Raw genomic sequence first — 25,160 nt, 5'->3', positions numbered from 1 at the left:
CCACGCGCTTTACATGTCCGGAGGGACATGTGGACCGCGGCGCCTCGCTCGACGAGCGCGGGCCGTCGCGACGCGGCCGGCACCTCCGCAGCGAGCCCGGATCCTTTCATGTTGCGCGCGGCCGAGGTCGCCGCTCATCTGTCCCGAAAGACAGCCTAGCCGGCGCGCCTCGGCGGGCAGGACCACGACGTGCGCAGGCGCAGATCGGCCCGGGCGCCGCGGGCCGCTGCGAGCGCCGGGACCGGGTCGACCCGCCGCTCGCTTGTGGTAGAACCCGCAGCGTGAGCACAAACGCGCGTCCTCAAGGCGGCCCTGGCAGCGTCTTCCTCATCGACGGCAACAACTTCATCTTCCGCGCCTTCCATGCCATGCCGAGCCTGAGCGCGCCCGGGGGCGTGCCGATCAACGCCGTGCACGGGTTCGTCCGCATGATCCAGGCCATGCGGAAGGAGTTCCAGCCCGAGGTCTTCATCGCCGTGTTCGACCACAGCGAGAAGAGCTTCCGCACCGAGCTGTACCCGGCCTACAAGGCGCACCGCCCGCCGATGCCCGAGGATCTGGTGCCGCAGATCCCGCTGGTCCGCCAGGCGACTGCTGCGCTGGGCCTGCCGGTGATCGAGGTCCCCGGGGTCGAGGCCGACGACATCATCGGCTGCTACGCCCAGGCCGCGCAGAAGGCCGGGCGTTCGGTCGTCATCCTCTCGACCGACAAGGACCTCATGCAGCTCATCGACGCCGGCGACGGCGAGCGCAAGCCGATCCTCATGTGGGACTCGATGAAGTCGAAGCTGATCGGCCCGGCCGAGGTCGTCGAGAAGTGGGGCGTGCCGCCGACCAAGCTCGTCGACCTGCTCGCGCTCACCGGCGACAGCTCCGACAACGTCCCCGGCGTGCCCGGCATCGGCCCCAAGACCGCCGCGCAGCTGCTCGAGGAGTTCGGCGATCTCGAGGGCCTGCTCAGCGGCGCCGCCAGCATCAAGCAGGCCAAGCGGCGCGAGGCCCTGCAGGAGCACGCCGCCAACGCGCGCCTCAGCCGGCAGCTCGTGCAGCTGCGCTGCGACGTCCCGCTGCCGCGCCCGCTCGACGAGCTCGCCGACCACGGCAGCGACCAGGCCACGATGGAGGCGTTCTTCGCCCCGCTGGGGTTCAAGAGCCTGCTCGGCCTCAAGAGCAAGGCCATCGAGCACAAGCCGCCCGAGGGCCCGCTCGAGCTGCGCCCCGGCGCCCCGCTCACCCTCGACAAGTCGCGCTACCGCACTCTCGGCAGCGAGGCCGAGCTGGTCGCCTACGTCGACGAGACGCTGGCGAAGAGCAGCAGCCTCGCGCTGCAGATCGTCGTCGACATCGCCGACTCGATGCGCGCCGCGCTGGTCGGCGTGGCCCTCGCGCCCGGCGGCGAGGGGCCCCGGCGCCGGCTTACGTCCCGGTCGCGCACGAGGGCGACGCCTTGCTGGTGAAACATGTCCCGAAGGACATCATCAGCGCCCAGCTGCGCCGGCTGACCACCGGCGCCCTGCCGCTGGTCGCCCAGGGGTCGAAGTTCCAGGCGATCGTGCTGCGCCGCCACGGCGTCGAGCTCGGGCCGCTGGGGATGGACCCCAAGCTCGCCTCGTACACCCTCGACCCCGCGCGCGCGTCCCACAACCTCGCCGAGCTGGCCAAGGACCTGTTCGCCTACACCGCGGGCGTCCAGGAGGACGTGCTCGGCAAGGGCAAGAAGGCGGTCACCTTCACCCGCGCCCCGGTCGACCGCACCACGCTCTACGCCTGCGAGCGCGCCGAGCTGGCCTTGAAGACAGGTGCCCACCTGCGCCCGCAGCTCGAGGAGTCGAGCGCGCTGCGCTCGCTGTTCGACGAGATGGAGATGCCGCTGGCGCGCGTGCTGCAGCGCATCGAGGAGACGGGCGTGCGCGTCGACGCCGGCGTCCTGGCCAAGCAGGGCGAGGTCATGGGCGCCGACATCGCGAAACTGCGGGCGCAGATCGCCGAGCACGCCGGCTACGACCTCAACCCCGACTCGCCCACGCAGCTGCAGAAGCTGCTGTTCGAGGACCTCGGCCTCGAGGCCGGGCGCAAGACCAAGACCGGCTTCTCGACCGACGCCGCGGTGCTCGAGGAGCTCGCCGCCTATCACCCGGTGGTCGGCCTCATCCTCGAGTACCGCGGCCTCACCAAGCTGAAGGGCACCTACCTCGACTCGCTGCCGCAGGAGATCAATCCGGTCACCGGGCGCCTGCACACCAACTTCCGCCAGGCGGTGGCGCAGACCGGGCGTCTGTCGAGCAAGGACCCCAACCTGCAGAACATCCCGATCCGCAGCGAGGTCGGCCGGCAGATCCGCGAGGCCTTCGTCGCTCCGCCGGGCAAGGAGCTGGTCGCGCTCGACTACTCGCAGATCGAGCTGCGGATCCTGGCCCACCTCTCGGGCGACAAGAACCTGGTGTCGTCCTTCCACGACGGCGTCGACGTCCACCGGCGCACCGCGGCCGAGGTGTTCGGCGTCGCCGAGCAGGACGTCACCGCCGATCAGCGGCGGATCGCCAAGGCCGTCAACTTCGGCGTCATCTACGGCCAGTCGGCGTTCGGTCTCGCGCGCCAGCTCGGCATCCCGCGCGGCAAGGCCGGCAGCTACATCAAGGTCTACTTCGAGAAGATCCCCGGCGTGTCGCGCTACATGGAGGAGCTCATCGACCTCGCCAGCGCGCGCGGCTACGCCGAGACCATCTTCGGCCGCAGGCGGCGGATCCCGAGCTCGCGCGCAAGGGGGCCGCGCGCTCCTACGGCGAGCGGATCGCCCGCAACACGCCGATCCAGGGCAGCGCCGCCGACATCATGAAGCGGGCCATGATCGCCGTCGACGCCGCGCTGGCCGACAAGCCGTGGGCGCAGATGCTGCTGACCGTCCACGACGAGCTCATCTTCGAGTGCGAGGCCGGCCGCGTCGACGAGCTCATCGCCCTCGCGCGTCCGCTGATGGAGGGCGCCGCGGGCGACAAGCTTCAGGTGCCTCTGCAAGTCGAGTCGGGGCACGGCCCGAGCTGGGCTGCGTGCAAAGGCTGAGGCGCGTCAGGCCGCAGCCATGTGGGCTGCGGCCTCCACCGTGGCGATGAAGCCGTCGGGGTCGTGGAGCGAGAGGTACAGCTCGCGACATCGCCAGGGGAACGGCGCGCGAACGCGCTGGGGCCGATTGAAGTGGATGCAGACCACCCCTTCGAGCGAGCCGATGAGACCGACGCGACCGCGGGCGCCGATCCGCAGACCGAGGCCGCTCCACCACGGCCAGGTCGAGCGGCTCACGTGCTCGATCTGCTCGAGCGCGAAGCTGCCGCGGAACAGCACTCCGAACTCCACCTCGACGTGTCCGCCCCCCACATGCACCGCCGCTCGTTCCCCCGAGGCCCGGAGCGGAAACAGCAGGGGTCGGAGCAGGGGCGTGATCCGGATGGGGAAGTCCATGGCCAGGGTCAACCATAGCACTCGGCGTGCGAACCCGGCCGCGCGAGTGATACCGTCGATCGCATGAACCCCACGCCCTCGCAGGCGGCGGCCCTGCTGCGCGCCGCGCCGATCCCGGCCGCGCTCCGCGAGATCGCCCAGATCCTCCACGACGCCGGACACGAGGCCGTGCTGGTCGGCGGCGCCGTCCGCGACGTGCTCCTCGGCCGGCTTCACGGCGACTGGGACCTCGCCAGCAGCGCCACCCCTGAAGAAGTCCAGGCGCTGTTCAAGAAGACGATCCCGACCGGCGTCGCCCACGGCACGGTGACCGTCGTCCATGGCCGCGGCGACAACCGGGTCCACGCCGAGGTCACGACTTTTCGCGGCGAGGGCCGCTACGAGGACGGGCGTCGGCCGGCCGAGGTCCGGTTCCTCCGCGACCTCCGCGAAGACCTCGCGCGCCGCGACTTCACCATCAACGCGTTCGCCTGGAACCCCATCCGCGAGATCTTCACCGACTGCTTCGACGGCCTCGGCGACCTCGGCCGTGGGCTCATCCGCGCCGTCGGCGACCCGGCCCAGCGCTTCCAGGAGGACGGCCTCCGGGCCATGCGCGCGGTCCGTCTGTGTGCTGTCCTCGAGTACAGGCTCGACCTCGACACCGCGGCGGCCATCGGCGGCGCGCTCGACGTCCTCGACAAGGTCAGCCGCGAGCGCGTCCACGTCGAGCTGTTCAAGCTGCTGGCGGCCGCGCGGCCGATCCTCGGCCTCCTGCCGATGGCCGAGACCGGCATCTGGTCGCGCGTCCTCGCCCCGCTCGAGCGTGAGGCGCAGTACGCCGCGATCGAGCACGTCGACCGCCTGCCGCGCGACCCGGTGATCCGCCTGGCGCGGCTGCTGTGGCCGCTGCGCGGCGACAAGGCCGTGATCGAGAGGGTGATCGACAACCTGCGCCCGAGCCGGGACGAGCGCGCGCGGGTCCTCGCGCTGACGAATCCCGCGCTGGGGCCGCTGGGGCACTCGCGCGACCCGCTGGAGATCCGCCGCGTCCTCGCCAAGGTGGGGCGCAAGTACGCCGCCGACGCGGCTGCCCTGCACGCGGGCGAGTGGGCCCAGAAGGTCACGATCGAGGAAGCCATCCGTGGCGCACCGCTGGCCGTCGGCGAGCTGGCGATCGGCGGCGACGACCTGGTCCGCGAAGGCCTGGCCACCCCGGGCCCGAAGCTCGGCAAGACGCTGGCCGACCTGCTCGACTGGGTGCTCGAGGATCCGCGCCGCAACACCGCCGAGCAGCTGCTGGCGCACCTGCGCGGCTGAGCGAGCGCGAAGCATCTGTCCCTCGGGACAGGCGCAGCGTGTTCATGCCTGATCGCCCAGGCGTGTATGCGCTTCATGTGTCTCGAGGGGCATGTTCTGCGCGAACCGGCGCTGATGAGCTCGCCAGCAGCGGCAGGCCAGGGCTAAAACGCGTCGGTCTTGAGAGCGAGCGCGCGCGGGGTCTCGGAGAGGACAAGGCGCTCGAGCGACATGTCGAGCTGGTGGCGGCGCCCGCCAGGTGGCCACGCGTGCGCGAGCGCGACGCGGATTCGAGAGCTCGGGCCACGTGTTCGGCCGGCGGCGCCGCCGCGAGGTCGGGCACGCGAGCGCGAGCGCTGCGGAACTCGAGGGCTCGAGCGACATTCCGGGCTGGCGGTGCCCGCGAGGTCGGATACGCGAGCGCGAGTGCGACGCACCTCCGCGGTCTTTGTCGTCGTGATGCGGAGGCAACTCGTTCTTCGCGGCGCTTCGGCGTCCTGACTCCTCGCCTCGACGGCCGGAGTCGCATGCGAGGCCTCGTCGCCGGGTGCGCGGGCTGGCGCGTCCCGCTCGCCGGGGTTACGCTGGGAACCATGCGCGGTGTCCGGGCGGTCGCCTGTGGGCTCGTGGTGGCGCTGAGCGCCGGTTCCGTCGCCGCCAAGCCGGCCGAGGGCCCGGTCAGCGAAAGCGTCCTGTGGAGCGACAACCTGACCGGCTACGCCGACCAGCGCGCGGCCGAGGGGGACCACGCCGGCGCGGCAGACTTCTACTTCCGCGCCCACGACCGCCTCACCGGCAGCGCCGCGCCGCAGCGGTTCCTCGGCAGCGCCCACGTGCCGCTCGAGAAGGGCGTCAACGCGGCGGCCGTCGCCCAGGCCCTCGATCCGCCGCGCACCGACCTGCTGTGCGCTGCCGACCTCCGCGTGGTCCGGCACGCGCGCCTGCTCGAGTCGGCCGACGTGCTCACGCCCGCGGCCGTCGCCGTGCTGCGCGGGGCCCGGTCCCGCATCGACGCCCGCCTGCGCGAGGCCGGGGCGATCTGCACCAACCCGACCGCCGCGATCCCAGCCTCCGTCGCGCTCAGCACGGTCGTGACCTATCCCGAAGGACATGTCCTCGGCGACCGGTTCCTCGAGCCCGGCGCGCTGGCCCGCGCCGCCCCGCTGGACAGCCCGTACGTGCCGGCCATCCCGCCGCGCTCGGGCAAGCGCGGCAAGCTGTGGACCAACCTCGGCGTCGCGTTGATGGCCGGCGGCCTGCTGGTGGTCGGGCTCGGCGTCGGGATGGCCGGACGCGAGCGCGACGCCTCGGCCGCGCTCAGCATCGTCACCGGCGCCGCTGCGTTCACCGTCGGCATGCCGATGCTCATCATCGGCGACAAGCGTCGCCGCGCCGCCGCCCTCGCGCTCGGCGGCCGCGGCCTCTCGGTCGCGTTCTAGCGGCGGAAGGCGCCGCCGCGCTCGCGGCCTCTCGGTGGCGTTCCAGTCGGTGGAAGACACCGCCGCGCTCGGCGGTCGCGGCCTCGGTGCGTCCTGCGGCGAAAGCCTGCGCTGCCGCAATGCGCCGCCAAGCCGCGGTGAGCGCCTGGCACGGCGAGGGATGCTGCCGCCGAGCTCGCACCGCAGGCTCGCACTCCGAGATGGTCGGCTCGACGCGTCACGCCCGCCCACCTGCCTTCTCGAACATGTCCTTCGAGGCATGCCTGATAGAACATGCCCTCGAGAACATGTCCCGAGGACCGAATCACACGAACGGCGAGCGGTACGGCGGCCGCTTGGGCGTGTTGAGCCCGAGCTCGGCGTAGCTGGCGCGCAGGTAGACCGCGTCGACCGTGGCGACGTCGGCAGGCGCCTCATGCAGGGCCGCGCGGGCGGCGGCGGCCCACAGTCCGGGTCCATCGGCGCCGGGGACCGCCAGCGAGCGCGCGCGCAGCTCGGCCGGCAGGGCGGAGGCGACCGCGGCCACTCCGGGACCGACCGCGCGGGCCTCGGCGACGAACTCGGCCGGCAACTCGGCGAGCACCTGCTCCAAGGGACAGCAGCGATCTTCGGCCAGGCGCTCGGGCCCGTCGTCGCCGAGGCGGAACGCCGCGGCGTAGACGTCGCCGCGACGGGCGTCGAGCAGGGCCAGCACCGGCCCGCGGACGCGCTCGGCCCCGGCGACGATCGCCAGGGTGCTGAGGCCGAACAGCGGGCAGTCGAGGCCGAGCGCCAGCCCCTTGGCGGTGGCGAGGGCGACGCGGCTGCCGGTGAACATCCCGGGCCCGAGGCCGCAGGCGATCGACCCGAGCTCGCGCGGCGCGACGCCGGCCGCGGCCAGCAGCGCCGAGATCCGCGCGGTCAGCTCGGCCGAGGCCGGTCGCCCGCGATCGTCGTGCGTCGCCTCGGCCACCGGCTGCGCCGAACCGGTCGCGCGATCGATGCGGCCGAGCGCCAGGGCGGTCCGCGGCGTCGAGGTGTCGAGCGCGAGGAGCCAGGTCGCCATCAGTCCATCCAGAAGCGGGTGATGTCGTTGCGCAGGGCGATCAGCAGCAGCACCAGGATGATCACGAGGCCGATCGCGCTGGCGACCTCGCGCGCGCGCTGGCCCAGCGGCCGGCGGCGCAGCGCCTCGAGCGTGAAGAACATCAGGTGCCCGCCGTCGAGGATCGGGATCGGCAGCAGGTTGACGAAGCCGAGGTTGATGCTGAGCAGCGCCATCAGCAGCAGGAACTGCCCGGGGCCTTGCTCGGCCGCGGTGCCGGCGACGTTGAAGATCCCGACCACCGAGCTGAGCTCGTCGACGCCGCGCTCGAGCGTCACCATCTGCCGCAGGCTCGTCCACATCATGCCGAGCATCGACAGCGTCTCGTCGACGGCCGAGCGCACGGCGTAGGTCACTCGCCCGCGGATCGGCTCGGGCGGCGGCACCTCGCGCTTGGCGTACGGCTCGGCCCCGAAGAACAGGTAGCTGCGCTCTTGCTTGTAGATCCCGCGGTGGGTGCGGATCTCCTGCTCCACGCGGACCGTGCGCGGCGCCTCGCCGGGCGACTGCACGCGCAGGTCGATCGGCTTGGTGCCCTGACGGTCGAGCATCACCGCGACCGTCTCCCAGCGCGTGACCGGCCGCTCGTCGACCGCGAGCACCCGATCGCCCGGGGCGAGCCCCGCCCGGGCCGCCGGCGAACCGGACGCGACCGTGCGGACGAACGTGTTGGCCGGCAACAGGCCCGTGCTCGCGCCGCCCTCGTGGCGCGGCAGCAGGCGGGCGTGGTGCGACGCGTACCACCAGTACGTGCCGAGCTCGCCGCGCACCGGCACCGCGCGCAGGTACGTCAGGCGCAGCAGCGCCGTGCCCTGGCGCGTCAGCTCGCGCTCGAGGTCCTCGACCGTCTCGATCGGCTCGCCGTTGATCGAGGTGATGATGTCGCCGGTCTGCAGGCCTTGCTCGTGCGCCGGCGAGTGGGTGTCGACGATGCCGATCTGCGGCGCGTAGACCCACGGGAACACGCCCAGCATGCCGCGCGCCTCGGGCTCGTCGACGGCGTTCTTGACCACGCTGCGGCGCGGCGTGACGAAGCGGTCGAAGCGGACCCCGTCGCGCTCGATCTGCAGCTTGACCTCGCGGTCGGGCGCCGCCCGCACGTGGTCCTGCATCTCGCCCCACGAGTGGATGTCGGTGCCGTCGATGGCGACGATGCGGTCGCCGGAGTGCAGCTCGCTGGTGGCGGCGGCCGAGTCGTCGAGCACGGTGCCGATCACCGGCGGCGCGATCACCGTGTGCCCGAGGTAGAACGTGAAGTAGAGCAGCAGCGGCAGGATCAGGTTGAACAGCGGTCCGGCGCCGAGGACCAGGTAGCGGGCCCACAACGGCCTGTTCCGCAGAGCTCGGTGCGCCTCGTGCGGCGCCAGTGGTTCGTCGGGGGACTGGCCGAGCAGCGTCACGTAGCCGCCGAGCGGGATCGGAGCGATCCGGTACTCGGTCTCACCGAGCTGGATCCGCGCCAACGCCGGACCGAAGCCGAGCGAGAAGCGGACCACCTTGACGTCGACCAGCTTGGCGGCCAGCAGGTGGCCGAGCTCATGCACGAAGATCAGCGGGCCGATCAGGAGGATGAACGCCAGAAATTGCGTCATCGACCGCCTCCGCGGCGTCGCTCGCGGGTACTGGCGCGGTCGCGCCCGGCTGCCTCCGTCCCGGACATGGCTGACTGTGGATACTCGACCCGGGGCCTCTGGCCGAGCGCAAGAGGAGTGATGCGCCTCACAGGTCGTGCGGGGGCGCTGGGGTCGCACGGACCCGGCCGTTTTCGCCACCTCGAATCAATTCAGCGCCGTACACTCGCGGAGCGCAGACTCCCCGTTCCTGCGGGCCCGAGCCCGCCTGAATCCCTGCGCCGAGGGCGTCGTCACAGGCGCCAGTTCTGACCTCCAGAGGATTTTCATGCTTCGCACGTCCGTCATCCTGGTCGCGAGCTTCGGGCTGCTCGCTGGTTGTGCCTCTTCTTCGGCGAACGCGCCGCAATCGAACTCTCCTGACGCCGGCAAGGTGGACTACGACGTCGGCACGCCCAGCAGCGGCGGTGGCAGCAGCACCCCGGCCGACGGCGACGGCGACGGCGGCAGCGAGCCCGCGATCAAGGGCCGCGACTCCACCACGACGCGCGGCGCTGCGGTCGGTCCCAAGGTCGTCAAGCGGATCGCGGCGAGCAAGCCGCCGAAGGCCGAGGAGCCCGAGACCCCCACGCCGGCCAAGCCCAAGCCGGGCCGCGCGGTCAGCCCGAACGGCCTCCTCGCCGAGGCCTTCACCATCCCGGCGGCCACCGAGAAGCTGCCCGACTTCGCCGGCCTGACGGCCACCAAGGCGTTCATCGCCAACGGCCTCGACGCCGCCGCCACCGCGCCGATCGCCGGCCTGCCCAAGAGCGTCGCCGCCCCGGTCGCGCTGCGCTTCACCGGCACGGTCAACGTCCTCACCGCGGGTGAGTACAAGCTGTGCGCCAAGACCGACGACGGCAGCCAGCTCTACATCGAGGACACGCTGATCGTCGACAACGACGGCGTGAAGACCGAGGCCACCGAGGTCTGCGAGCTCGTCAGCCTCGACCCCGGCGAGTACAAGCTCGAGCTGCGCACGTTCCACACCAGCGCCCCGATCGTCGTCGGCCTGGCGTGGGCCGAGGGCAAGGACGGCACCCCGGCCGCCATCCCGCTCAAGAACCTGTACAAGCCCGAGGGCGCCGACGCCCGCGCCAAGGCCGGCAAGTAGGCTGGCTCTTCGAGCAGGTCCTCGGCGACATGTCCCCGAGGGCCTGCTGATGGAGACATGACCCGAAGAGCATGTCCGCGAGGACATGCTCTTCGTGCGTCCGGCCCCGGCTACTCCTGCGCCGGGTCGGCGCAGGCGATCTGGACCCGCCGGGTCGGCGCCGACTCGGCGCGCACGACCACCTGGCCGCGGCCGGCGCGCAGGAGCGTCGCCTGCGAGCCGACCTCGAGCGTGCCGACGATGTCCTCGTCGACGGTCACGCCGTCGAGCGGCGCCACGTACCAGTGCTTCGTCGGCAGCTGGCCGAGCGCCACCCGGCTGCCGAGCTGCAGCAGGTGCGAGTGCAGGTCCTTGTCGAGCAGCGCGATCACGTCGCCCTCGTCGGACCCGTCCGCCTTCAGCAGGTCGGCGTGGTACAGGTAGTCGGCGGGGGTCGCGTCGGCGCTGGAGCCCTCGGGGCCGGGGACGAGCCCCGCGAGCACGTAGATCCCGAGCGGGTCGGCCGCGATCTGGGCGGGGAGGGCAGCACGGGTCCCGCGGTCGTCCACGCCACGTGATCGCGTCGCGTCAGCACCGGCGACTCCGCGGTCGGGTCGCGCTGGAGCGCGAGGCTGAGGATGAGGGTCTGGAACGCCGCCGCGGGCATCTCGGGAGCGGGCACCGCGTCGGGCCGCGTGGCGATCGAGAGCAGCAGCGCGGCCCCGGCGACGCTGCCCGGCTCGGCGACGTCCAGCACGTCGAGCGCGCGCAGGTCCTCCCACAGCAGCGGGCAGTTCATCTCGCTGAGCGGCGGGCAGGTCACGGTCGCGGTCAACGCCCAGCGCTCGCCGAGCCCCAGCTCCGGCGTCACCGCCGCCACGTGGACCGGCACCTCGCCGGCCCGCGTCAGCCGCGGCAGCGCGAGCAGGTGCGGGCTCTGGCCGAGGAACACCAGGCGGTAGAACCACTCGGTGCTCGTGTCGTCGGGGAAGTCCGCGAGCGTCGGCCCGGCGGACAACTCGGCCACGTCCTCGTCGATCCGCCACAGCCGCGCCTCGTCGCCGCGGTCGAGGGTCAGCCAGGTCTGGCCCTCGATGGGGCCGCGCGTCAGCGTGAACTCGTGCGCCATGCCGACGGTCGTCAGGTCCACACCGGGGATGTCCTCGGGGACACGTCGGAGCTCCAGCTCGCCGGGGTGTTCGCTCGCCAGGTACCACGTCGCGTCCTCGCCGCTGCGGGCGATCGCGGCCGCGTGGATCCGCCAGCCCGGGAGCACGTCGGGGTCGGCGACCGCGAGCTCGATGTCCCGGCACGTGCGGCCGACGTCGAGGACCAGCCCGGGCGGCGTCACCGGGCTGCAGGCGCCGAGCAGCGCCGCGCCGACGAGTCCGCGAGCCCGCATCGCCGCCATGATACTCGCGACGCCGCGACGTGGCCCGCGAATCACTCGAGCACGGCGCGGATGGCCGCGATCGTCGCCTCGGCCAGGCGGTCGAGCTCCGCGTCGTCGATCACCAGCGGCGGGAACCAGTAGATCGTGTCGTGCAGCGGCCGCAGCAGCACGTCGTGGGCCAGCGCGGCCTCGCGCAGCAGCAGCCCGAGCCGGCCGTCGCGCGCCCCGGGGCTGCCGGCCGCGGGGACGACCTCGAGCGCCGCGATCATCCCCGCCTGGCGGTGGGCCACCACCGCGGGGCAGGCCGCCGCGACCGCCCGCCTCCGCGCCGCCATCGCCTCCACGCGGGCCGGCAAGCGGGCCAGCAGGTCGGTCGAGCGGAACAGCTCCAGCCCCGCGATCGCGGCCGCGCAGGCGATCGGGTTGGCCGTGAACGTGTGGCTGTGGAGGAAGCTGCGGGCGGGCGAGCCGCGGAAGTCGACGTCGAAGCCCTCGCGCACCAGCACCGCCGCCAGCGGGAGGATGCCCGCCAGCCCCTTGCTGAGGCACAGCAGGTCGGGCTGCACTTCCGGCCATGTACTTGCGAACATGTGCCCGGTGCGGCCGAAGCCGACCGCGATCTCGTCGGCGATGACGTGGATCCCGAGGCGTCTGGCCGCGCTCGCCAGCTCGCGGTAGAAGCCGGCGCCGGTCATCGTCATCCGCCCCGCGCACTGCACCAGCGGCTCGATCACCACCGCCGTCAGCTCGTGCGCGTGCTCCTCGAGCGCAGCGATCGCGGCCTGCGTCTCGGGCGCGTCGCGGCCGAGGTCGGACGCGAGGTCGGCGTGCTCGTGCTCGCGGAAGCTCGGGGCCGGCAGCTCGAGCGGCGAGAAGAGCAGGGGGGCGAACATGTCGCGGTACGCGCTGGCGCCGCAGAGGGCCAGCGCGCCCAGGGTCTCGCCGTGGTAGCCGTTGCGCAGCGTGGCGAAGCGGCGGCGGCCGGGTTCGCCGCGCTGCTGGCGGGCCTGGTAGCTGAGCTTGAGCGCGACCTCGACGGCCGCCGAGCCGCAGTCGGCGTAGAACACCCGCTCGTAAGCGGGCGGCGCCGCGGCCAGCAGCGCCTCGGCGAGCGCGACCGCGGGCTCGTGGGTGAAACCTGCGAACATCACGTGGTCGAGGCGCTCGACCTGCTCGCGGACCGCCGCGACGATGGCCGGGTGGCCGTGGCCGTGGACGCACGTCCACCACGACGCGATCGCGTCGAGGATCGCCCGTCCGCCGGCCTCGTAGAGCCAGCATCCGCGGGCGCGTTCGACGGCGATCGGCGGCAGGCGGTCGAGATCGGCGAAGTGCGTCGCCGGGTGCCAGACGTGCGCGCGATCGCGGTCGATGAGCCTCGCCACGCCGGCGAGGCTGACCTCAGGCGCGCGCGGCCGTCAAGCCCCGGCGGACGCGCAGGCCGGCCCATCGCCGCCCGCGCCGGCTTTGGCCCGACCTGCCCGCGTCCGTGCGGTCCCCATTGCGTGGGCCGGGCCGCTCGCGCAACCTTGCGGTGGGCGCGGCTCGCGACCGGTCGCGCCGCCTCGGGTTTTTGCCATGCAGCGCACGCTCTCGACCCTTCGTACCGCCCTCCGTTCGCTCCCACTGTTCGCCGGGCTGTTCACGGCCGCCGTCGCCGGTGGCTGCGTGCTCTACGGCGAGCCCGACGACTACAAGACCTGCCAGGAGGTCGCGTGCGGCAACCATGCCAGCTGCGGCGACGGCCAGTGCTTCTGCGACGCGGGCTACGAGGGCAACCCGTACACCGGCTGTCAGGACGCGACGCCCGCCGTCGACGACAAGTGCGCCAAGGACTGCGGGCAGAACGCCTACTGCTCCGAGGGCGAGTGTTACTGCGAGCTCGACCACGTCTACGTCTGCGGTGAGAACGCCGGGTGCATGCCGACCGAGCGGCTCTGCGACAAGACCGCCGACTGTCCCAACGGCGCCGACGAGGCCACCGCGGTCTGCTCCGCGCCGGTCTTCCAGGAGTGGTTGCTGACGGACGACTGCGACGACGGCCTCGACATCGAGTGGAAGCTGTTCGCGCAGGACCGCGACTGGGCCTGGCCCAGCGTCGATTCGTCCTTCCGCACCGCGGGCCGCGGCGTCGACGTCTACCAGACGATTCAGTGCTTCGAGGGCGAACAAATCTGCTTCGCCGGCGCTTCCGGGACGTCACCTGGGGCTTCAACCTCGACGGCTCCGGTCAGTGCGACGCGTGTTGTGCCGCCTGCGGCTCCCAAGATCTGCTGGATCTCGGGTTCCTCACCTGCGAGGGCTGAAGCCCCGGCGAGGCGCGGGGGTGCGCGGGCCCCTTGCTTTTGCGCCTGATTGCCGCTACGTCTCCCCCGTCGCGTGTATCTCCGTCAGGGCCACATGCGGCGTGGTGGACTTCCATGACAGAGATCGCCCAGCTCTTCGAATCTGCGCTCCGACAGAATCGGGCCACGCTGCTGCGCAAGGCCGCGATCAACACGGTGGCGCGGATGCCGGCCACCACCAAGCTCAGTGAGCTGCTCAGCAGCGAGGCCGGCGCCTCGATCCGCCAGCTCAGCATCAGCGAGCTGCGCGAGGCCCTCGCCGCGCTGGTGCCCGCACGGGCCGCCCGCCCGGCGGCGGCAGCGGCGACGACGACGAGCGAGGGCGAGGGCGCGGCCAACGGCGCCGGCGAGGCGCGCGAGGTCCAGGTCTACAAGCAGATCCTCACCGCCATCGAGGACGAGCCGCTCACCATCGGCCAGCTCGCCAAGCGCATCGACTGCGACATCGCCGAGCTGCGCGGCTACCTCGCGTGGATGAAGAAGATGGGCAAGATCGACAGCTCGGGGCGGGCCCGCGCGACCCGCTATCACAAGCCGGCCGGGGCCTGAGCCGCCGGCGCTCGCACCTCATGGCATTCGCGGTCGCCGACTTCCCCGAGCAGGTCGCCGCGCTCAAGCACGACCTCGGCAAGTACGTCGCCTGGATGTCGGCCAACCTGGGCGACGACCACTGGCACGGTCCGCTGCGCGACGAGCTCGTCGAGGCCCTGCGGCGCGACCTGCTCCGCACGCGCAGCGGCGGCGACGGCACCGTCGAGGCTGCGTGGGAGCTGTGGACGCGCTTCGCCGCCGACTGGCCGCGTCCGTTGCCGGCGCCCGAGCTCGTCGAGGTCGAGGCCGCCGTCGACGTTTTGCGCACCCACGGCCCGGCCCTCGCGCGCGGCGACCGCGACGCCATCGCCGCCGCGCGCCCGCAGATCCGCGCCGCCCAGCAGACGATCCGCAGCGAGCTGCAGAAGCTGCATCGGCGCCTCCAGTCCGCCCGCGGGTGATTCGTGCCGTCGATCCTCATCATCGACGACGAGGACAACTACCTCGAGCTGTGCCGGCGCTACATGCCGGAGCACAGCTTCTTGCCGCCGGCCCGCAACTACCGTGAGACCGCCGCGGCGCTGCGGCGCTACGCCGGCCAGGTCGACCTCGTCCTGCTCGACGTCCACTTCAACATCCCCGACGCCGAGCTGCTGCCGCACGACAAGCAGCCGCTGCTCGCCCGCGGCGGCGACCCGGGCAAGGTGTTCGAGCGGCTGCGCCGCAGCCAGGGCCTCTACATCCTCGACCAGATCCGGCAGAGCCACCCCGACCTGCCGGTGATCGTGATGACCTCGCGCGACGACCTGCCGCTCGAGGCCGACGCCGAGCGCCTGCGGGCCGAGGACTACACGTATCTCCTCGCCGACGACTACCTCGACGCGCGCGCGCTCAAGCTGCAGATCGACGGCATCCTCGCCCAGCGCGAGCGCCACGTCGCCGCCGCCAGCGAGCCGTTCTATTGGGGCAACTCCGCCGCCATGATCGGCCTGCGCCGCCGCCTCGGCATCCTCGCGCGCGGGCGCCTGCCGGTCATCATTCAAGGCGCCACCGGCACCGGCAAGAGCCTCGTCGCCCGCGAGTTCATCCACCCTCGCTCCGAGCGCGCCGGTCCGTTCGTCGCGGTCGACCTCTCGACCCTGCCGAACGACCTCATGGCCGCGCACCTGTTCGGCGTCGTCAAGGGCGCCTACACCGGCGCCACCAGCTCGCGCGAGGGCGTGCTCGCGCGAGCCCACGGCGGCACCCTGTTCCTCGACGAGATCGGCAACCTCGGCCTCGAGCTGCAGAAGTCGCTGCTGCTCGTGCTGCAGGAGGGCGCGTACCGCCCGATCGGCGCCACCAAGGAGCTGCAGACCGACATCAAGTTGGTCGTCGCCACCAACGAGAACCTCGCCGCCATGGTCCGCGCCGGCCGCTTCCGCGAGGATCTCTACATGCGCCTCAACCCGGCCACGGCGGTCACCTTGCCGGGCCTCCGCGATCGTCGCGACGACTTCCAGGAGCTGCTCGAGTGGTTCATGCGCCGCGTCACCGCCGAGGCGTATAACCGCGATCTGCTGGCCCAGTACGCGGAGCAGCGCGGCCTCCCGGCGCCGGGCCCGAACGACAACCTCGCGGTCACCGTCGGGCGATCGATCCCCCCGCGCGGCGACGCCCGGCGCATGCACGTCCTCCTGCACCCCAGCAGCTTCAAGCTGTTGCAGGAGTTCGACTGGCCCGGCAACTTCCGCCAGTTCGAGATGACCCTCTCGAACCTCCTCACCTTCACCCTCGTCGACCTCGTCGACCGGCCCGAGCGCATCGAGCCGGAAGATCTGGGCGAGGCCGGGCGTCCTGACATCATCCCGATCTTGCCGCGCACCGTCAGCGACCTCTTGCGGCCGATGACCGCCCCGACCGCGTCCGAGGCGCCGGTCGAGGAGGTCGCGGCCGACGGCGCCGAGCTCGCGCGCCTGGCGATCGTCGTGCGCCCGGGCGACTCGCTCAACGCGGTCTCGTGCGCGGTCGAGCGCCAGTACCTGGAGCACCTCTACGAGCGCTGCCTCGGCGACCTCGGCAAGATGGGCGAGATCCTCCTCAACGACGCCGGGGCGGGGCGCAAGATCCAGCTCCGCATGAACCAGCTCGGGATCAAGCTGCGCCGGCTCAAGCGCCGCGCCGACGGCTAGGCGAAGGCCATGCGTCGCTCGCCGCCTGCTACTCTGTCGCCTCGGGCCGGGCGGCGCGGGTCGCCGGGCCCGGGTCTCACCACTCGGGCGGGGGGCTAGCGACCGTGCGCAAGGGACATGTCCGATCGGCAATGCGCCTTGGGGCATGCCTGTTCGCACATGTCCTGTGGGCCAGCCCATCCGTGGCCGCGGCGGCGCCGGTCCCGACGGTCAGCAAGGCGAGCAAGAAGCCCGGCAAGGCCGACGAGCCCACCATCAAGCCGGTCTACGACCCGCTGGCCGAGCTGCCGCTGCCGCCCGAGGAGGACAGCGCGTTCGAGGAGCCGGGCGGGCTCACGCCCGAGCAGCGGATGGAGCAGTTCGACGTCAGCATGAGCCGGGCCGCGCGGTTCGAGCGCGAGGGCCGGCCGGACGACGCCCTGCGCGAGTACAACAACGCCCTCAAGCTGCAGCCCGGCGACCCCGGGGCGCTGCGCGGTCGGGCCTATCTGCGGGCCCGTCGCACGCGCGAGAACACCTGCCCGCGGCGCGCCATCGACGACCTCAAGCTGCTGCGCACCTACGATCCGCGCGGGCTGTGGTTGGCCGAGCGGCGCACCCTGGTCGAGTGGATGGGCCGCTGCGACGAGCGCTACGACGACGAGCGGCTGAACCTCGCGCTCGAGATCGCCGAGCAGGACCCGCGCACCGAGGGCCGGCCGCCGGAGATCCGCTACACCGTCGCCTCCTTGCTCAGCAAGCAGGCCGAGAAGGCCGTGTCGACGCGAGAGCGCGACAGCCAGCGCGAGGCGGCGCTCAAGCAGCTCGACCTCTACCGCCGCGACTGCACCGCCGGCGGGCGCAAGCCGGGCGCCGAGGCGCTGCGGCTGCAGGCCGACCTGCTGCTCGAGCAGAACGACCTCGAGGGCGCGATCGCCATCAACGAGGAGCTCAGCGCCGCCTATCCCGGCACGCCGCTGGCCAAGCAGGCCAAGGAGCAGCTCGACGAGCTGCGCCTGCAGGTCGAGCTCAACAAGCTGGAGAAGGAGCAGGGCGGGCGGCCGAGCGAGTTCGCCGAGCAGAGCTACCGGCGGGCGCTCGCCACGATGCGGGCCGGCGACCTCGACGCCGCCGAGCGCGAGCTCCTGGCCGCGATCGAGAACTCGCCGTGGTACCCCAAGGCCCACTACACCCTCGGCGTCATCTACGCCCGCAAGGGCCGGATCCCCAAGGCCGTCGACCAGCTCAAGCTCGCCGTGCGCATGGATCGCTTCGACTACGAGGCTCACATGGCGCTCGGCCTCGTCTACAAGAAGCAGTTCGCCGGCGCCGAGGACGTGCGGGCCATCGAGCACCTCGAGAAGGCGCTGCTGCTGCGGCCCGACCTGCATCACCTCCACATCCTGCTCGGCGAGCTCAACGCCCGCGAGAACCGCGAGGCCGCGCGCCGACACTACGAGCGGTTCCTCCGCACCGCGCCCGACGACGACCCCGATCGCCCGCAGGCCGAGCGCGCGCTCAAGGACCTCACGCAGGAGGTCAGCCCCGAGGAGCCGCTCTACCTCAACGAGCCGCCCGACAACCTGCAGCGCCTCGATCCGTCGCTGCAGCGCATGATCAACGAGGCCTACCTGCGCGTCTCCGAAGAAGGCGACCTCAACCAGGCCGAGAAGATCCTGCAGCGCGCGCGAGCGGTTCCGCAGCGAGCCGGTCGTCTACAACGAGCTCGCCAAGGTCGTGTACGCCCAGGGCCGCACCGGCGACGCGCGGCAGTTCTGGGAGCAGAGCCTGGCGCTCGCCGAGGAGCAGATGGAGGTCCACGAGCGCCTCGGCATCTTGCTCGAGCGCGACCTGCCGGCGCAGTCGACGGTGCACCTGCGCCGCGCCGCCGAGCTCGGCTCCGCGACCGCGCGCTTCCGCCTGGCCAAGCGGCTGTGGGACGACTACCACCTGATCGAGGCCTCGGAGCAGCTCGACCAGTTCTTGCGCGAGGCCGACGAGTACAACCTGCACTGGGACGCCGCGCACCGCCTGCGCGACCGCATGGACGCCATTTTCCTGCGGATCTACCTCGGCGCCGGGGCGCTCGCGTTCTTGCTGGTGGCGATCCCGGCGTGGCAGGTCTACCGCCGCCTGCGCGGGGCCTCGCTGGCGCAGATGCTCGAGCGGGCGCCGAAGAGCTTCCCCGAGGTCGCGCGGATCTTGAGCCTCATCCGCCACGAGATCCTCAAGCACAACACCGCCTTCTTGTCCGACGTCGGCCGCGCGCTCGAGATGGACGAGCCCGACGCCGAGGCGCGCACCGCAGTCGTGGCCGCCCGCCTGTTCGGCGCCTCGCGCGACCGCAACGAGTCGAGCCCGGCGCCCGGGCGCGGCTCGCTGCGCGAGCGCGGGATCCACGGCCGCTTCCTCGGCTACGTCGACGAGCTGCAGAAGGTCGGCCGCAGCCACAACATCAACCTCAACCTCTATCGCAAGGACCCGATCTTCAGCGCCATGATCGCCGCCTTCGAGGACCTGCGCGGGCTCGAGGGCCTGCAGCGGGCGCCGAACCGCGAGCGGCACGGGCTCAAGCTCGAGTGGGCGCGCCGGCTCAGCCGCAGCGGCCACGTCCTCGGCCGCAAGGCGTTCGAGGAGCTGTCGGGCGTGATCCGCTCGCTCTGCATCGTCGCCGTCGATCCGGCCACGATCCGCGAGATCTTCGCGCAGGTGGTCGCCGAGCCGCAGTTCGCCAAGGTGCAGATCGCCGAGCCGCAGATCGCCGGCGAGGGCGCCAAGATCCGCGTGTTCCACACCGACCTCGAGGACATCGTCACCAACGTGCTGCGCAACTCGTTGCAGTCGAGCGTGCTCTACAGTCCGAAGCCGATCGCCCTGGGCATCGACCTCGTCACCGAGATGGACGAGATCACCGGCCTGTCGACGCTGGCGATCCGGATCAAGGACCGCTCGAGCGAGCAGCTGAGCAACGAGATGCTGCGCGGTCGTTACGTCGAGCGCGGCATGGGTATCACCGCCGACCTCCTGTCGCGCTACGACGGCTCGATCGCCGTCGAGCCCGAGCGCGGCTGGCAGAAGGCGGTGGTGCTGCGCTTCTTCACCGTGGAGGAGGGGCCATGAGCGAGATCAAGGTCCTCGTCGTCGAAGACGGGGACGAGTACCTGACCAACCTCTCGACCTTCGTGTCGCGGGGGATCCGCTACACGCAGGCGAAGAGCGGCGAGCAGGCGTGCGCGCTGCTGTCGTCGCTGCAGCCGGACCTCGTGTACCTCGACATGCGCTTCGACCGCACGCCGATCGAGGCGCTGCTCGGCGACCTCGTGGCGCTGACTGCCCGCTTCAACGGCGACGTCGCCCGTGCGCGCCTTCCAGCAGGACAACCAGGGCCTGTTCGTGCTGCGGGCGCTGCGGGACGCCGGCTTCCGCGGGCCGGTGATCCTGTCGTACGACTTCGGCGCGGAGGAGCGTCGGTTCCGCGCCCTGTCCGAGCGAGATCCGGCGCTCAGCTACTGCCCCGACTACGCCGACGCCGACACCATCTACGCCGCGATCCAGCGCGCCGTCGGGCGCACGCCCGCGTGACAATCGGCGCCGTTTGGCGCATCGTCCGCCTCATGCAGCCCGCGATTCGGGTCATGATGATGCCGCGCGACACCAACGCGCACGGCACGATCTTCGGCGGTCACATCCTCAGCCTGCTCGACCAGGCCGGAGCGGTCGCGGCGCACGCCGTCGGCGCGCGCAAGGTCGTGACCGTGGCGATCCGCGAGGTCGTGTTCAAGGAGCCGGTGCACGTCGGCGACATCGTCAGCCTCTACGCCGAGGTCACGAACGTGGGGTCGACCTCGCTGACGATCCGCGTGCGGGTCGAGGCGCACGAGCCGATCGGCGGGCGCAGCGTCGAGGTCACCACCGCCGAGCTGGTCTACGTGCAGGTCGACGACCGCGGCCGCCCGGTGCCGATCCAGCGCACACTTCCGCCCCGCGACGCGGAGTGCTAGCTTGCCGGCATGAAGCTCCTCACCGGTTCCGTGTTCGCCCTGTCCCTCGGTCTCACGGTCGGCTGCGCCGAGCAGCCGGGCAAGAAGAAGGAAGAGGAGACCAAGACCGAGGCGAAGACGGTGGGCGGCAAGACGGTCGAGACGAAGACCGAGACGAAGACCGAGACCAAGCCGGCCGACGCCGCGCCCGCGCCGGCTCCGGCCCCCGAGGCGAAGTAGTCCGGCGATGCGGCTGCCGCTCCGCCACCCGCCGCACGGACGCGACGCGGTGTTGCGGCGCTGCGCCTATCTCGAGGCGCTCGCCGAGCACGCGCGCGGCCTGGCCTTGGGGCCAGCTGCCGAGCTGGTCGCGCCTCGCGGCTCGCGCGGGCGGTTCGGCAGCGCCCTGCAGTGGCACTTCGGGCTCGAGCCGCACGACGGCCTCGATCGCCTCGACTGGGAGGACCGCATCGAGCTCAAGCTGGTGTCGGTGTGGCGCGCCCGCGACGGCCTCGCCTGCGACAAGCTCAAGGTCTGCGACCTCACGATCGACCCGTGGCACAAGCTCAGCAACGTGCTGTGGGTGTTCGCCGATCGTTTGACGCGCGTGGTCGTCGGCCACCGCTTTACGCGCCTGAGCGGGCCGATGCGCGAGCGGCTCGAGGCCTCGTGGACGATCGATCCGCACTTCGAGAAGCCGTCGCTGTTCGTCGAGGCGCGCGAGCAGGAGCAGCGACAGGCCCCGGCGTACTACCTCAGCGCCGCGTGGTTCCGCGCCGAGGGGCTGCTCCCGCGCGAGCTGCCGGGCGTGCTGCCGTTCGACTCGCGCTGGTGGTCGGGCGCGCGGACGGGCGGGCGGGATCCGCTGATCACGCTGTGGCGCGGCGAGGCCCAGGGCGAGCTCCTGTGTCCGCGCTGCGGCGGACCGATCCGCGCCGACCACGAGCGCCTCGGGCGCGACGGCTGGGCGCCCGCGGTCCACGCGATGCCGTTCGGCGAGCGCTGCGGACTGCGCGCTCACTTCGCGGTGGCGGCCTCGCACCTGGCTCTCGGGCCAGGTGAGCCGGGCCGCGCGGAGCTCGAGTCGGCGCTGCAGGGGCTGCTCGGGTCCGACCAGGTCGAGCGCCTGGCCGACCACGTGGTCGAGCCCGAGGACCACCTGCACTGAGCTCCGGCGGGCCTTAAATCGAGAACCCGAGATGCCGACCAGCATCCCGGGTCCCCCCCAGATCTAAGATGTTGCTACTGCACCGACCAAGCGAAGCGCGACAAGCTCAAAACGACTCGATAAGCCAGGCGAATTCTAAGTCAGGCGCGAAGGTTCAAGCCAGAAGAAGCTAAATAAGCGGTAAGTGGCGCAAGAGAAGCCAGAAGAAGCCAAGGCGTAAGTCAGAAGGCGAAGCGGAAGGGCTAAGGTAAGTAGGGTCGTCGTTTCCGGCGACACCGACCTAGGAGTGCAGGGCACGAGCCAGGTTGGCAAGTTGTCGAGATCATTGATGACAGGTTGTCAGGTGCGGCGCCGCTCCGCGCCGGTATGACATCCCTGTCAGGCCTGGCCCGCCGGCCGCCGCGACAGGCCATGACATCGATGTCGTGCGCGGGCGGGGCCGGACATCGCGCGTGCCGCGGGCATCTGCTAGGAAGTCCCGCACAGAGGCCCCATGTCCACGAATTCGCGGCCACGCGTGACGATTATTGGCGGAACCGGCTACGGCGGCGCCGAGCTGATCCGGTTACTTCGTTGGCACCCCGGCGTCGACCTGGTCCGCGTGACCAGCATCGACCAGGTCGGCGAGCCGCTGGAGGCGGTCCACCGCAACCTGCCGAAGACCGGCCTGGTGTTCGAGAACATCCCCGCGGCCGAGGCCGCCCGTGACGTCGACGTGGTGTTCCTCGCGCTGCCGCACAAGGTCAGCGCGACCATGGCGGGCGAGCTCGCCGACGTGCCGGCGCGGGTGATCGACCTGTCCGGCGACTTCCGCCTGCGCGACAAGGACGCCTACAAGACTTTCTACGGCGACGTCCACCCGCACCCCGAGCACCTGGGCTCGTGGGTCTACGGCCTGCCGGAGCTGCACAAGGAGGCGATCCGCGCGGCCCGCAGGGTCGCCTCGCCGGGCTGCTTCGCCACCGCGATCGCCCTCGGCCTGCTGCCGCTGGCCCGCGCCGGCCTGCTGCGCGGGGCGATCCACACCGTCGCCATGACCGGCTCGTCCGGCTCGGGGGCGTACGCGCAGATCGGTACGCACCACCCGCTGCGCGCCGGCAACCTCAAGACGTACAAGGTGCTGAACCACCAGCACACGCCGGAGATCGAGCAGACGCTGCGCGACGCGGCCGGCCGCGACAGGCGGGCGAGCGAGTTCTCGCTGGCGTTCGTGCCGGTGTCGGCGCCGCTGGTGCGCGGGATCCTGGCGACCAGCATCGTCCCGGTGCCCGGCGACCTCGACGTCAAGGCGCTCTACGGCGAGTTCTACAAAGATGCACCGTTCGTCCGCGTGCTCGGCAGCAAGGTCGGCGCCGAGGTCGTGGCGATCAAGGGCAGCATGTACGTCGACCTGTCCTGGACTTTGGGACAGGTCGATCCCGCGACCGGTCAGCGCCAGCTGGCGGTGGTCACCGCGCTCGACAACCTCGTCAAGGGCGGGGCAGGGCAGGCGGTGCAGTCGATGAACCTGATGCTCGGGCTCGCGGAGACGGCCGGCATCGACGCCCCGGGGTTGTGGCCATGACGACGGCGGTCCTCAAGTTCGGCGGCGAGGTCATCGCCGACGCCCCCGCGCTGGCGGCGGTGCTCGGCGATGTCGCCCGCCTCACCGCGTCCGGGTGGAAGTTCGCCATCTGCCACGGCGGCGGGCCCCAGGCCAACGCGCTGCAGGAGCGCCTGGGGCTGCAGCCGGTCAAGGTCGGCGGCCGGCGCGTCACCGACGAGGCGACGCTGCAGGTCATGAAGTACGTCCTCGCCGGCGAGCTCTCGGTCGACGTCGTCGCCGCCGCGCTCGCGGCCGGGCTGGGCGGCGCGCTCGGGCTCTCCGGCGTCAGCGCGGGCCTGGTGGCGGCGCGCAAGCGTCCGCCCACGCGCGTGAGCGGCGGCGGCGAGGAGCTGGTCGACTTCGGCCTGGTCGGCGACGTCGTCGAGATCCGCACCGCCGTGATCGAGCACCTGTGGGCCGGCGGGTACACGCCGGTGATCAACACGCTCGGCGTCGGGCTCGAGACCGCGGGCTTCGCCTGCCCGGTCTTCAACATCAACGCCGACACGGTGTCGTCGGCGATCGCGGGCGCGCTCAAGGTCGACCACCTGTTCCTCATGACCGGCGTGCCGGGCGTGCTGCGCGACAAGGACGACCCGAGCACGCGCATCGCTCGCCTCAGCGCCGCCGAGGCGCGCGGGGCGATCGAGATGAAGGTGATCGTCGGCGGCATGATCCCCAAGGTCGAGGAGGCGCTCGCCAACCTTGCCCTCGGGATCGGCGCAGTGCACATCCTCGGCGCCACCGCGGGCGCGCTGCAGGCCGAGGCGGCGACGCCCGGCAGCGTCGGCACCGTGCTGGTCGCGTGAGGCTGCTACACTCGCGGCCCATGCGCGACCCACTCCTCGGCGCCGCCCTGCGCGCGGCCGTCGACGCCGCCTTCGAGACCGAACAGGTGCCGCTCCTGCAGCGGCTGGTCGACCTCCCGAGCCACACCTACGCCCGCGACGACGTCGAGATCGCCGCCGCGGCGCTCGACGAGGCGGCCGCGGCGGTCGGGCTCACCTGTACCAGTACCGGACCCTTCGGGCAGGTTCGCCGACCATCGCGTGTACGCCGACGCCAGCGTGGGCGACGGACCGTCGCTGGCGCTGGTCGGGCACATCGACACCGTGTTCCCGCGCTCGCTCGGCTTCCTGAGCTTCCGCCGCGATGGCGACGTCGCCCGCGGCCCCGGCGTGCTCGACATGAAGTCGGGGCTCACCTCGGTGATCTTCGCCCTGCGCGCGTTGCGGGCGGTGGCGCCGGCGCGCGCGGGCTTGCCGGTGCGCTTCATCGTCGTAAGCGACGAGGAGGTCGGCTCGCCGAGCAGCGCGGCGATGTACCGCGAGCTGGCGCCGAAGCTGACCGGCGCGCTGGTGTTCGAGTCGGGCCGCGAGGGCGACACGATCGTCACGCGGCGCAAGGGCGGCGGGCTGTTCACGATCACGGTGCGCGGCAAGGCGGCCCACGCCGGCAACAACCATCACAAGGGCGTCAACGCCATCCACGCGCTCGCGCTGCTGGTCGATCGCGTCGAGCGGCTCACCGATTATTCGCGCGGCAGCACGCTCAACGTCGGGCTCATCGAGGGCGGCACCGCCAAGAACACGGTGCCCGCGAGCGCGAAGTGCCAGATCGACGCGCGCTTCGAGACCGTGGCCGACGCCGAGCGCGTGGCCGCGTTCCTGCAGGCGCTGCAGCGCGATCCGTTCGCCGGCCTCGCGGACGTGCCGGAGCGGCTGCGCGGGGTCGCGGTCGAGGTCAGCGGCGGCATCACGCGTCCGCCGATGGAAGCGTCGGCGGCGAGCCAGCGGCTGCGCGGGGTCTACGAGCCCTACGCCGCGGCGTGCGGTCTACAAGTCGGCGAGTGCCCGCTCCAGGGCGGCGGCTCCGACGCCAACTTGCTCGCGGCCGACGGCGTGCCCTGCGTCGACGGCCTCGGCCCGTACGGGCAACACTTCCACGAGACCGAGGAGTGGTGCAGCCTCGACAGCCTGCGTCGTCGAACGGCGGCGCTGGCGTGCTTCCTCGCGGAAGAGGCCGGTACGTGCTTCCGGTGACGCCCG

At 72.1% G+C, this 25,160-nt stretch carries 22 protein-coding genes and 2 pseudogenes; 18 read left to right on the top strand and 6 right to left on the bottom strand.

The annotated features are described in order from the left end of the window. Positions 1-281 precede the first annotated feature (281 nt). Positions 282-1,457 (top strand): 5'-3' exonuclease, encoded by a 1,176-nt coding sequence (locus tag OV079_RS18450; RefSeq protein WP_267770124.1) that lies wholly within the window; start codon positions 282-284, stop codon positions 1,455-1,457. Further along, positions 1,454-3,060: pseudogene (locus OV079_RS18445) on the top strand (DNA polymerase). The gene OV079_RS18450 and the pseudogene OV079_RS18445 overlap by 4 nt, the downstream one beginning before the upstream one ends. Before the next feature lie 6 nt (positions 3,061-3,066). Here OV079_RS18445 and OV079_RS18435 read toward each other — a convergent pair. Beyond that, positions 3,067-3,456, bottom strand: a complete 390-nt coding sequence (locus tag OV079_RS18435; protein ID WP_267770123.1) for a hypothetical protein — start codon at positions 3,454-3,456, stop codon at positions 3,067-3,069. 63 nt (positions 3,457-3,519) lie between these two features. On the opposite strand from OV079_RS18435, the gene OV079_RS18430 reads away from it, so the two are divergent. Beyond that, on the top strand, positions 3,520-4,755 hold the full coding sequence (locus OV079_RS18430; RefSeq protein ID WP_267770121.1) for a CCA tRNA nucleotidyltransferase: 1,236 nt from the start codon (positions 3,520-3,522) through the stop codon (positions 4,753-4,755). Positions 4,756-5,327: 572 nt separating this feature from the next. Next, positions 5,328-6,173: a hypothetical protein gene (locus OV079_RS18425; RefSeq protein WP_267770120.1), complete on the top strand. Its 846-nt coding sequence runs from the start codon at positions 5,328-5,330 to the stop codon at positions 6,171-6,173. A gap of 304 nt (positions 6,174-6,477) precedes the next feature. Here OV079_RS18425 and tsaB read toward each other — a convergent pair whose 3' ends face one another. Together tsaB and rseP are read right to left on the bottom strand one after the other, a co-directional pair. Further along, on the bottom strand, positions 6,478-7,218 hold the full coding sequence (gene tsaB, locus OV079_RS18420) for a tRNA (adenosine(37)-N6)-threonylcarbamoyltransferase complex dimerization subunit type 1 TsaB (protein ID WP_267770119.1): 741 nt from the start codon (positions 7,216-7,218) through the stop codon (positions 6,478-6,480). Then, a complete protein-coding gene (rseP, locus tag OV079_RS18415; protein WP_267770118.1) occupies positions 7,218-8,849 on the bottom strand; it encodes an RIP metalloprotease RseP in 1,632 nt (543 codons plus the stop codon). The genes tsaB and rseP overlap by 1 nt, the downstream gene beginning before the upstream one ends. A gap of 307 nt (positions 8,850-9,156) precedes the next feature. Between rseP and OV079_RS18410 the strand changes: the two genes are divergently transcribed. After that, positions 9,157-9,981 (top strand): PA14 domain-containing protein, encoded by an 825-nt coding sequence (locus OV079_RS18410; protein ID WP_267770117.1) that lies wholly within the window; start codon positions 9,157-9,159, stop codon positions 9,979-9,981. A 110-nt stretch (positions 9,982-10,091) separates the two neighbouring features. Here the strand turns inward: OV079_RS18410 and OV079_RS18405 are convergent, their stop codons facing one another. Genes OV079_RS18405 through bioA form a run of 3 tightly spaced genes read right to left on the bottom strand, consistent with a single transcriptional unit; the run spans position 10,092 to position 12,738 of the window. After that, entirely contained in the window at positions 10,092-10,463 is a 372-nt protein-coding gene (locus OV079_RS18405; RefSeq protein WP_267770116.1) for a hypothetical protein, read from the bottom strand. Beyond that, entirely contained in the window at positions 10,379-11,362 is a 984-nt protein-coding gene (locus OV079_RS18400) for a hypothetical protein (protein ID WP_267770115.1), read from the bottom strand. Before OV079_RS18400 ends, OV079_RS18405 begins: the two co-directional genes overlap by 85 nt. Before the next feature lie 41 nt (positions 11,363-11,403). Further along, the gene (gene bioA / locus OV079_RS18395) at positions 11,404-12,738 is read right to left on the bottom strand and encodes an adenosylmethionine--8-amino-7-oxononanoate transaminase (protein WP_267770113.1); all 1,335 of its coding nucleotides are present in this window, start codon (positions 12,736-12,738) and stop codon (positions 11,404-11,406) included. A 193-nt stretch (positions 12,739-12,931) separates the two neighbouring features. Here bioA and OV079_RS18390 point away from each other — a divergent pair, with 193 nt between their 5' ends. The 13 genes and pseudogenes from OV079_RS18390 (at position 12,932) to OV079_RS18330 (ending at position 25,154) form a co-directional block, all read left to right on the top strand. After that, entirely contained in the window at positions 12,932-13,708 is a 777-nt protein-coding gene (locus OV079_RS18390; RefSeq protein ID WP_267770112.1) for a hypothetical protein, read from the top strand. Positions 13,709-13,773: 65 nt separating this feature from the next. Beyond that, on the top strand, positions 13,774-14,247 hold the full coding sequence (locus tag OV079_RS18385; RefSeq protein ID WP_267770111.1) for a hypothetical protein: 474 nt from the start codon (positions 13,774-13,776) through the stop codon (positions 14,245-14,247). Positions 14,248-14,267: 20 nt separating this feature from the next. Continuing rightward, a complete protein-coding gene (locus OV079_RS18380) occupies positions 14,268-14,690 on the top strand; it encodes a hypothetical protein (RefSeq protein ID WP_267770110.1) in 423 nt (140 codons plus the stop codon). Positions 14,691-14,693: 3 nt separating this feature from the next. Beyond that, positions 14,694-16,400 carry a sigma-54-dependent transcriptional regulator gene (locus tag OV079_RS18375; RefSeq protein WP_267770109.1) on the top strand — a complete coding sequence of 569 codons (1,707 nt, stop codon included), beginning with the start codon at positions 14,694-14,696 and terminating at the stop codon, positions 16,398-16,400. Positions 16,401-16,531: 131 nt separating this feature from the next. After that, a pseudogene (locus OV079_RS58140) lies at positions 16,532-17,617 on the top strand (tetratricopeptide repeat protein); the annotation flags it as partial. A 499-nt stretch (positions 17,618-18,116) separates the two neighbouring features. After that, the gene (locus tag OV079_RS18365) at positions 18,117-19,499 is read left to right on the top strand and encodes a tetratricopeptide repeat protein (RefSeq protein WP_267770106.1); all 1,383 of its coding nucleotides are present in this window, start codon (positions 18,117-18,119) and stop codon (positions 19,497-19,499) included. 237 nt (positions 19,500-19,736) lie between these two features. Beyond that, positions 19,737-19,961: a hypothetical protein gene (locus tag OV079_RS18360; RefSeq protein ID WP_267770105.1), complete on the top strand. Its 225-nt coding sequence runs from the start codon at positions 19,737-19,739 to the stop codon at positions 19,959-19,961. Positions 19,962-19,993: 32 nt separating this feature from the next. Beyond that, positions 19,994-20,380 carry an acyl-CoA thioesterase gene (locus tag OV079_RS18355; RefSeq protein ID WP_267770104.1) on the top strand — a complete coding sequence of 129 codons (387 nt, stop codon included), beginning with the start codon at positions 19,994-19,996 and terminating at the stop codon, positions 20,378-20,380. 9 nt (positions 20,381-20,389) lie between these two features. After that, positions 20,390-20,599, top strand: a complete 210-nt coding sequence (locus OV079_RS18350; RefSeq protein ID WP_267770103.1) for a hypothetical protein — start codon at positions 20,390-20,392, stop codon at positions 20,597-20,599. A gap of 7 nt (positions 20,600-20,606) precedes the next feature. Further along, positions 20,607-21,527: a hypothetical protein gene (locus tag OV079_RS18345; RefSeq protein WP_267770102.1), complete on the top strand. Its 921-nt coding sequence runs from the start codon at positions 20,607-20,609 to the stop codon at positions 21,525-21,527. A gap of 517 nt (positions 21,528-22,044) precedes the next feature. Then, positions 22,045-23,091 carry an N-acetyl-gamma-glutamyl-phosphate reductase gene (gene argC / locus OV079_RS18340; protein WP_267770101.1) on the top strand — a complete coding sequence of 349 codons (1,047 nt, stop codon included), beginning with the start codon at positions 22,045-22,047 and terminating at the stop codon, positions 23,089-23,091. Next, entirely contained in the window at positions 23,088-23,921 is an 834-nt protein-coding gene (gene argB, locus OV079_RS18335) for an acetylglutamate kinase (RefSeq protein ID WP_267770100.1), read from the top strand. The genes argC and argB overlap by 4 nt, the downstream gene beginning before the upstream one ends. Before the next feature lie 240 nt (positions 23,922-24,161). Further along, entirely contained in the window at positions 24,162-25,154 is a 993-nt protein-coding gene (locus OV079_RS18330; protein ID WP_267770099.1) for a M20/M25/M40 family metallo-hydrolase, read from the top strand. Positions 25,155-25,160 lie beyond the last annotated feature (6 nt).

It is taken from the genome of Nannocystis pusilla (assembly GCF_026626665.1).
GTDB lineage: Bacteria > Myxococcota_A > Polyangia > Nannocystales > Nannocystaceae > Nannocystis > Nannocystis pusilla.
This window is presented reverse-complemented; position numbering and strand designations above follow the sequence as displayed.

Coding starts and splice junctions, on each gene's coding strand:
- OV079_RS18435 (WP_267770123.1), bottom strand. CDS start 3,456: ATGGACTTCCCCATCCGGATCACGCCCCTGCTCCGACCCCTGCTGTTT.
- OV079_RS18430 (WP_267770121.1), top strand. CDS start 3,520: ATGAACCCCACGCCCTCGCAGGCGGCGGCCCTGCTGCGCGCCGCGCCG.
- OV079_RS18425 (WP_267770120.1), top strand. CDS start 5,328: ATGCGCGGTGTCCGGGCGGTCGCCTGTGGGCTCGTGGTGGCGCTGAGC.
- tsaB (WP_267770119.1), bottom strand. CDS start 7,218: ATGGCGACCTGGCTCCTCGCGCTCGACACCTCGACGCCGCGGACCGCC.
- rseP (WP_267770118.1), bottom strand. CDS start 8,849: ATGACGCAATTTCTGGCGTTCATCCTCCTGATCGGCCCGCTGATCTTC.
- OV079_RS18410 (WP_267770117.1), top strand. CDS start 9,157: ATGCTTCGCACGTCCGTCATCCTGGTCGCGAGCTTCGGGCTGCTCGCT.
- OV079_RS18400 (WP_267770115.1), bottom strand. CDS start 11,362: ATGCGGGCTCGCGGACTCGTCGGCGCGGCGCTGCTCGGCGCCTGCAGC.
- OV079_RS18390 (WP_267770112.1), top strand. CDS start 12,932: ATGCAGCGCACGCTCTCGACCCTTCGTACCGCCCTCCGTTCGCTCCCA.
- OV079_RS18385 (WP_267770111.1), top strand. CDS start 13,774: ATGACAGAGATCGCCCAGCTCTTCGAATCTGCGCTCCGACAGAATCGG.
- OV079_RS18380 (WP_267770110.1), top strand. CDS start 14,268: ATGGCATTCGCGGTCGCCGACTTCCCCGAGCAGGTCGCCGCGCTCAAG.
- OV079_RS18355 (WP_267770104.1), top strand. CDS start 19,994: ATGCAGCCCGCGATTCGGGTCATGATGATGCCGCGCGACACCAACGCG.
- OV079_RS18350 (WP_267770103.1), top strand. CDS start 20,390: ATGAAGCTCCTCACCGGTTCCGTGTTCGCCCTGTCCCTCGGTCTCACG.
- OV079_RS18345 (WP_267770102.1), top strand. CDS start 20,607: ATGCGGCTGCCGCTCCGCCACCCGCCGCACGGACGCGACGCGGTGTTG.
- argB (WP_267770100.1), top strand. CDS start 23,088: ATGACGACGGCGGTCCTCAAGTTCGGCGGCGAGGTCATCGCCGACGCC.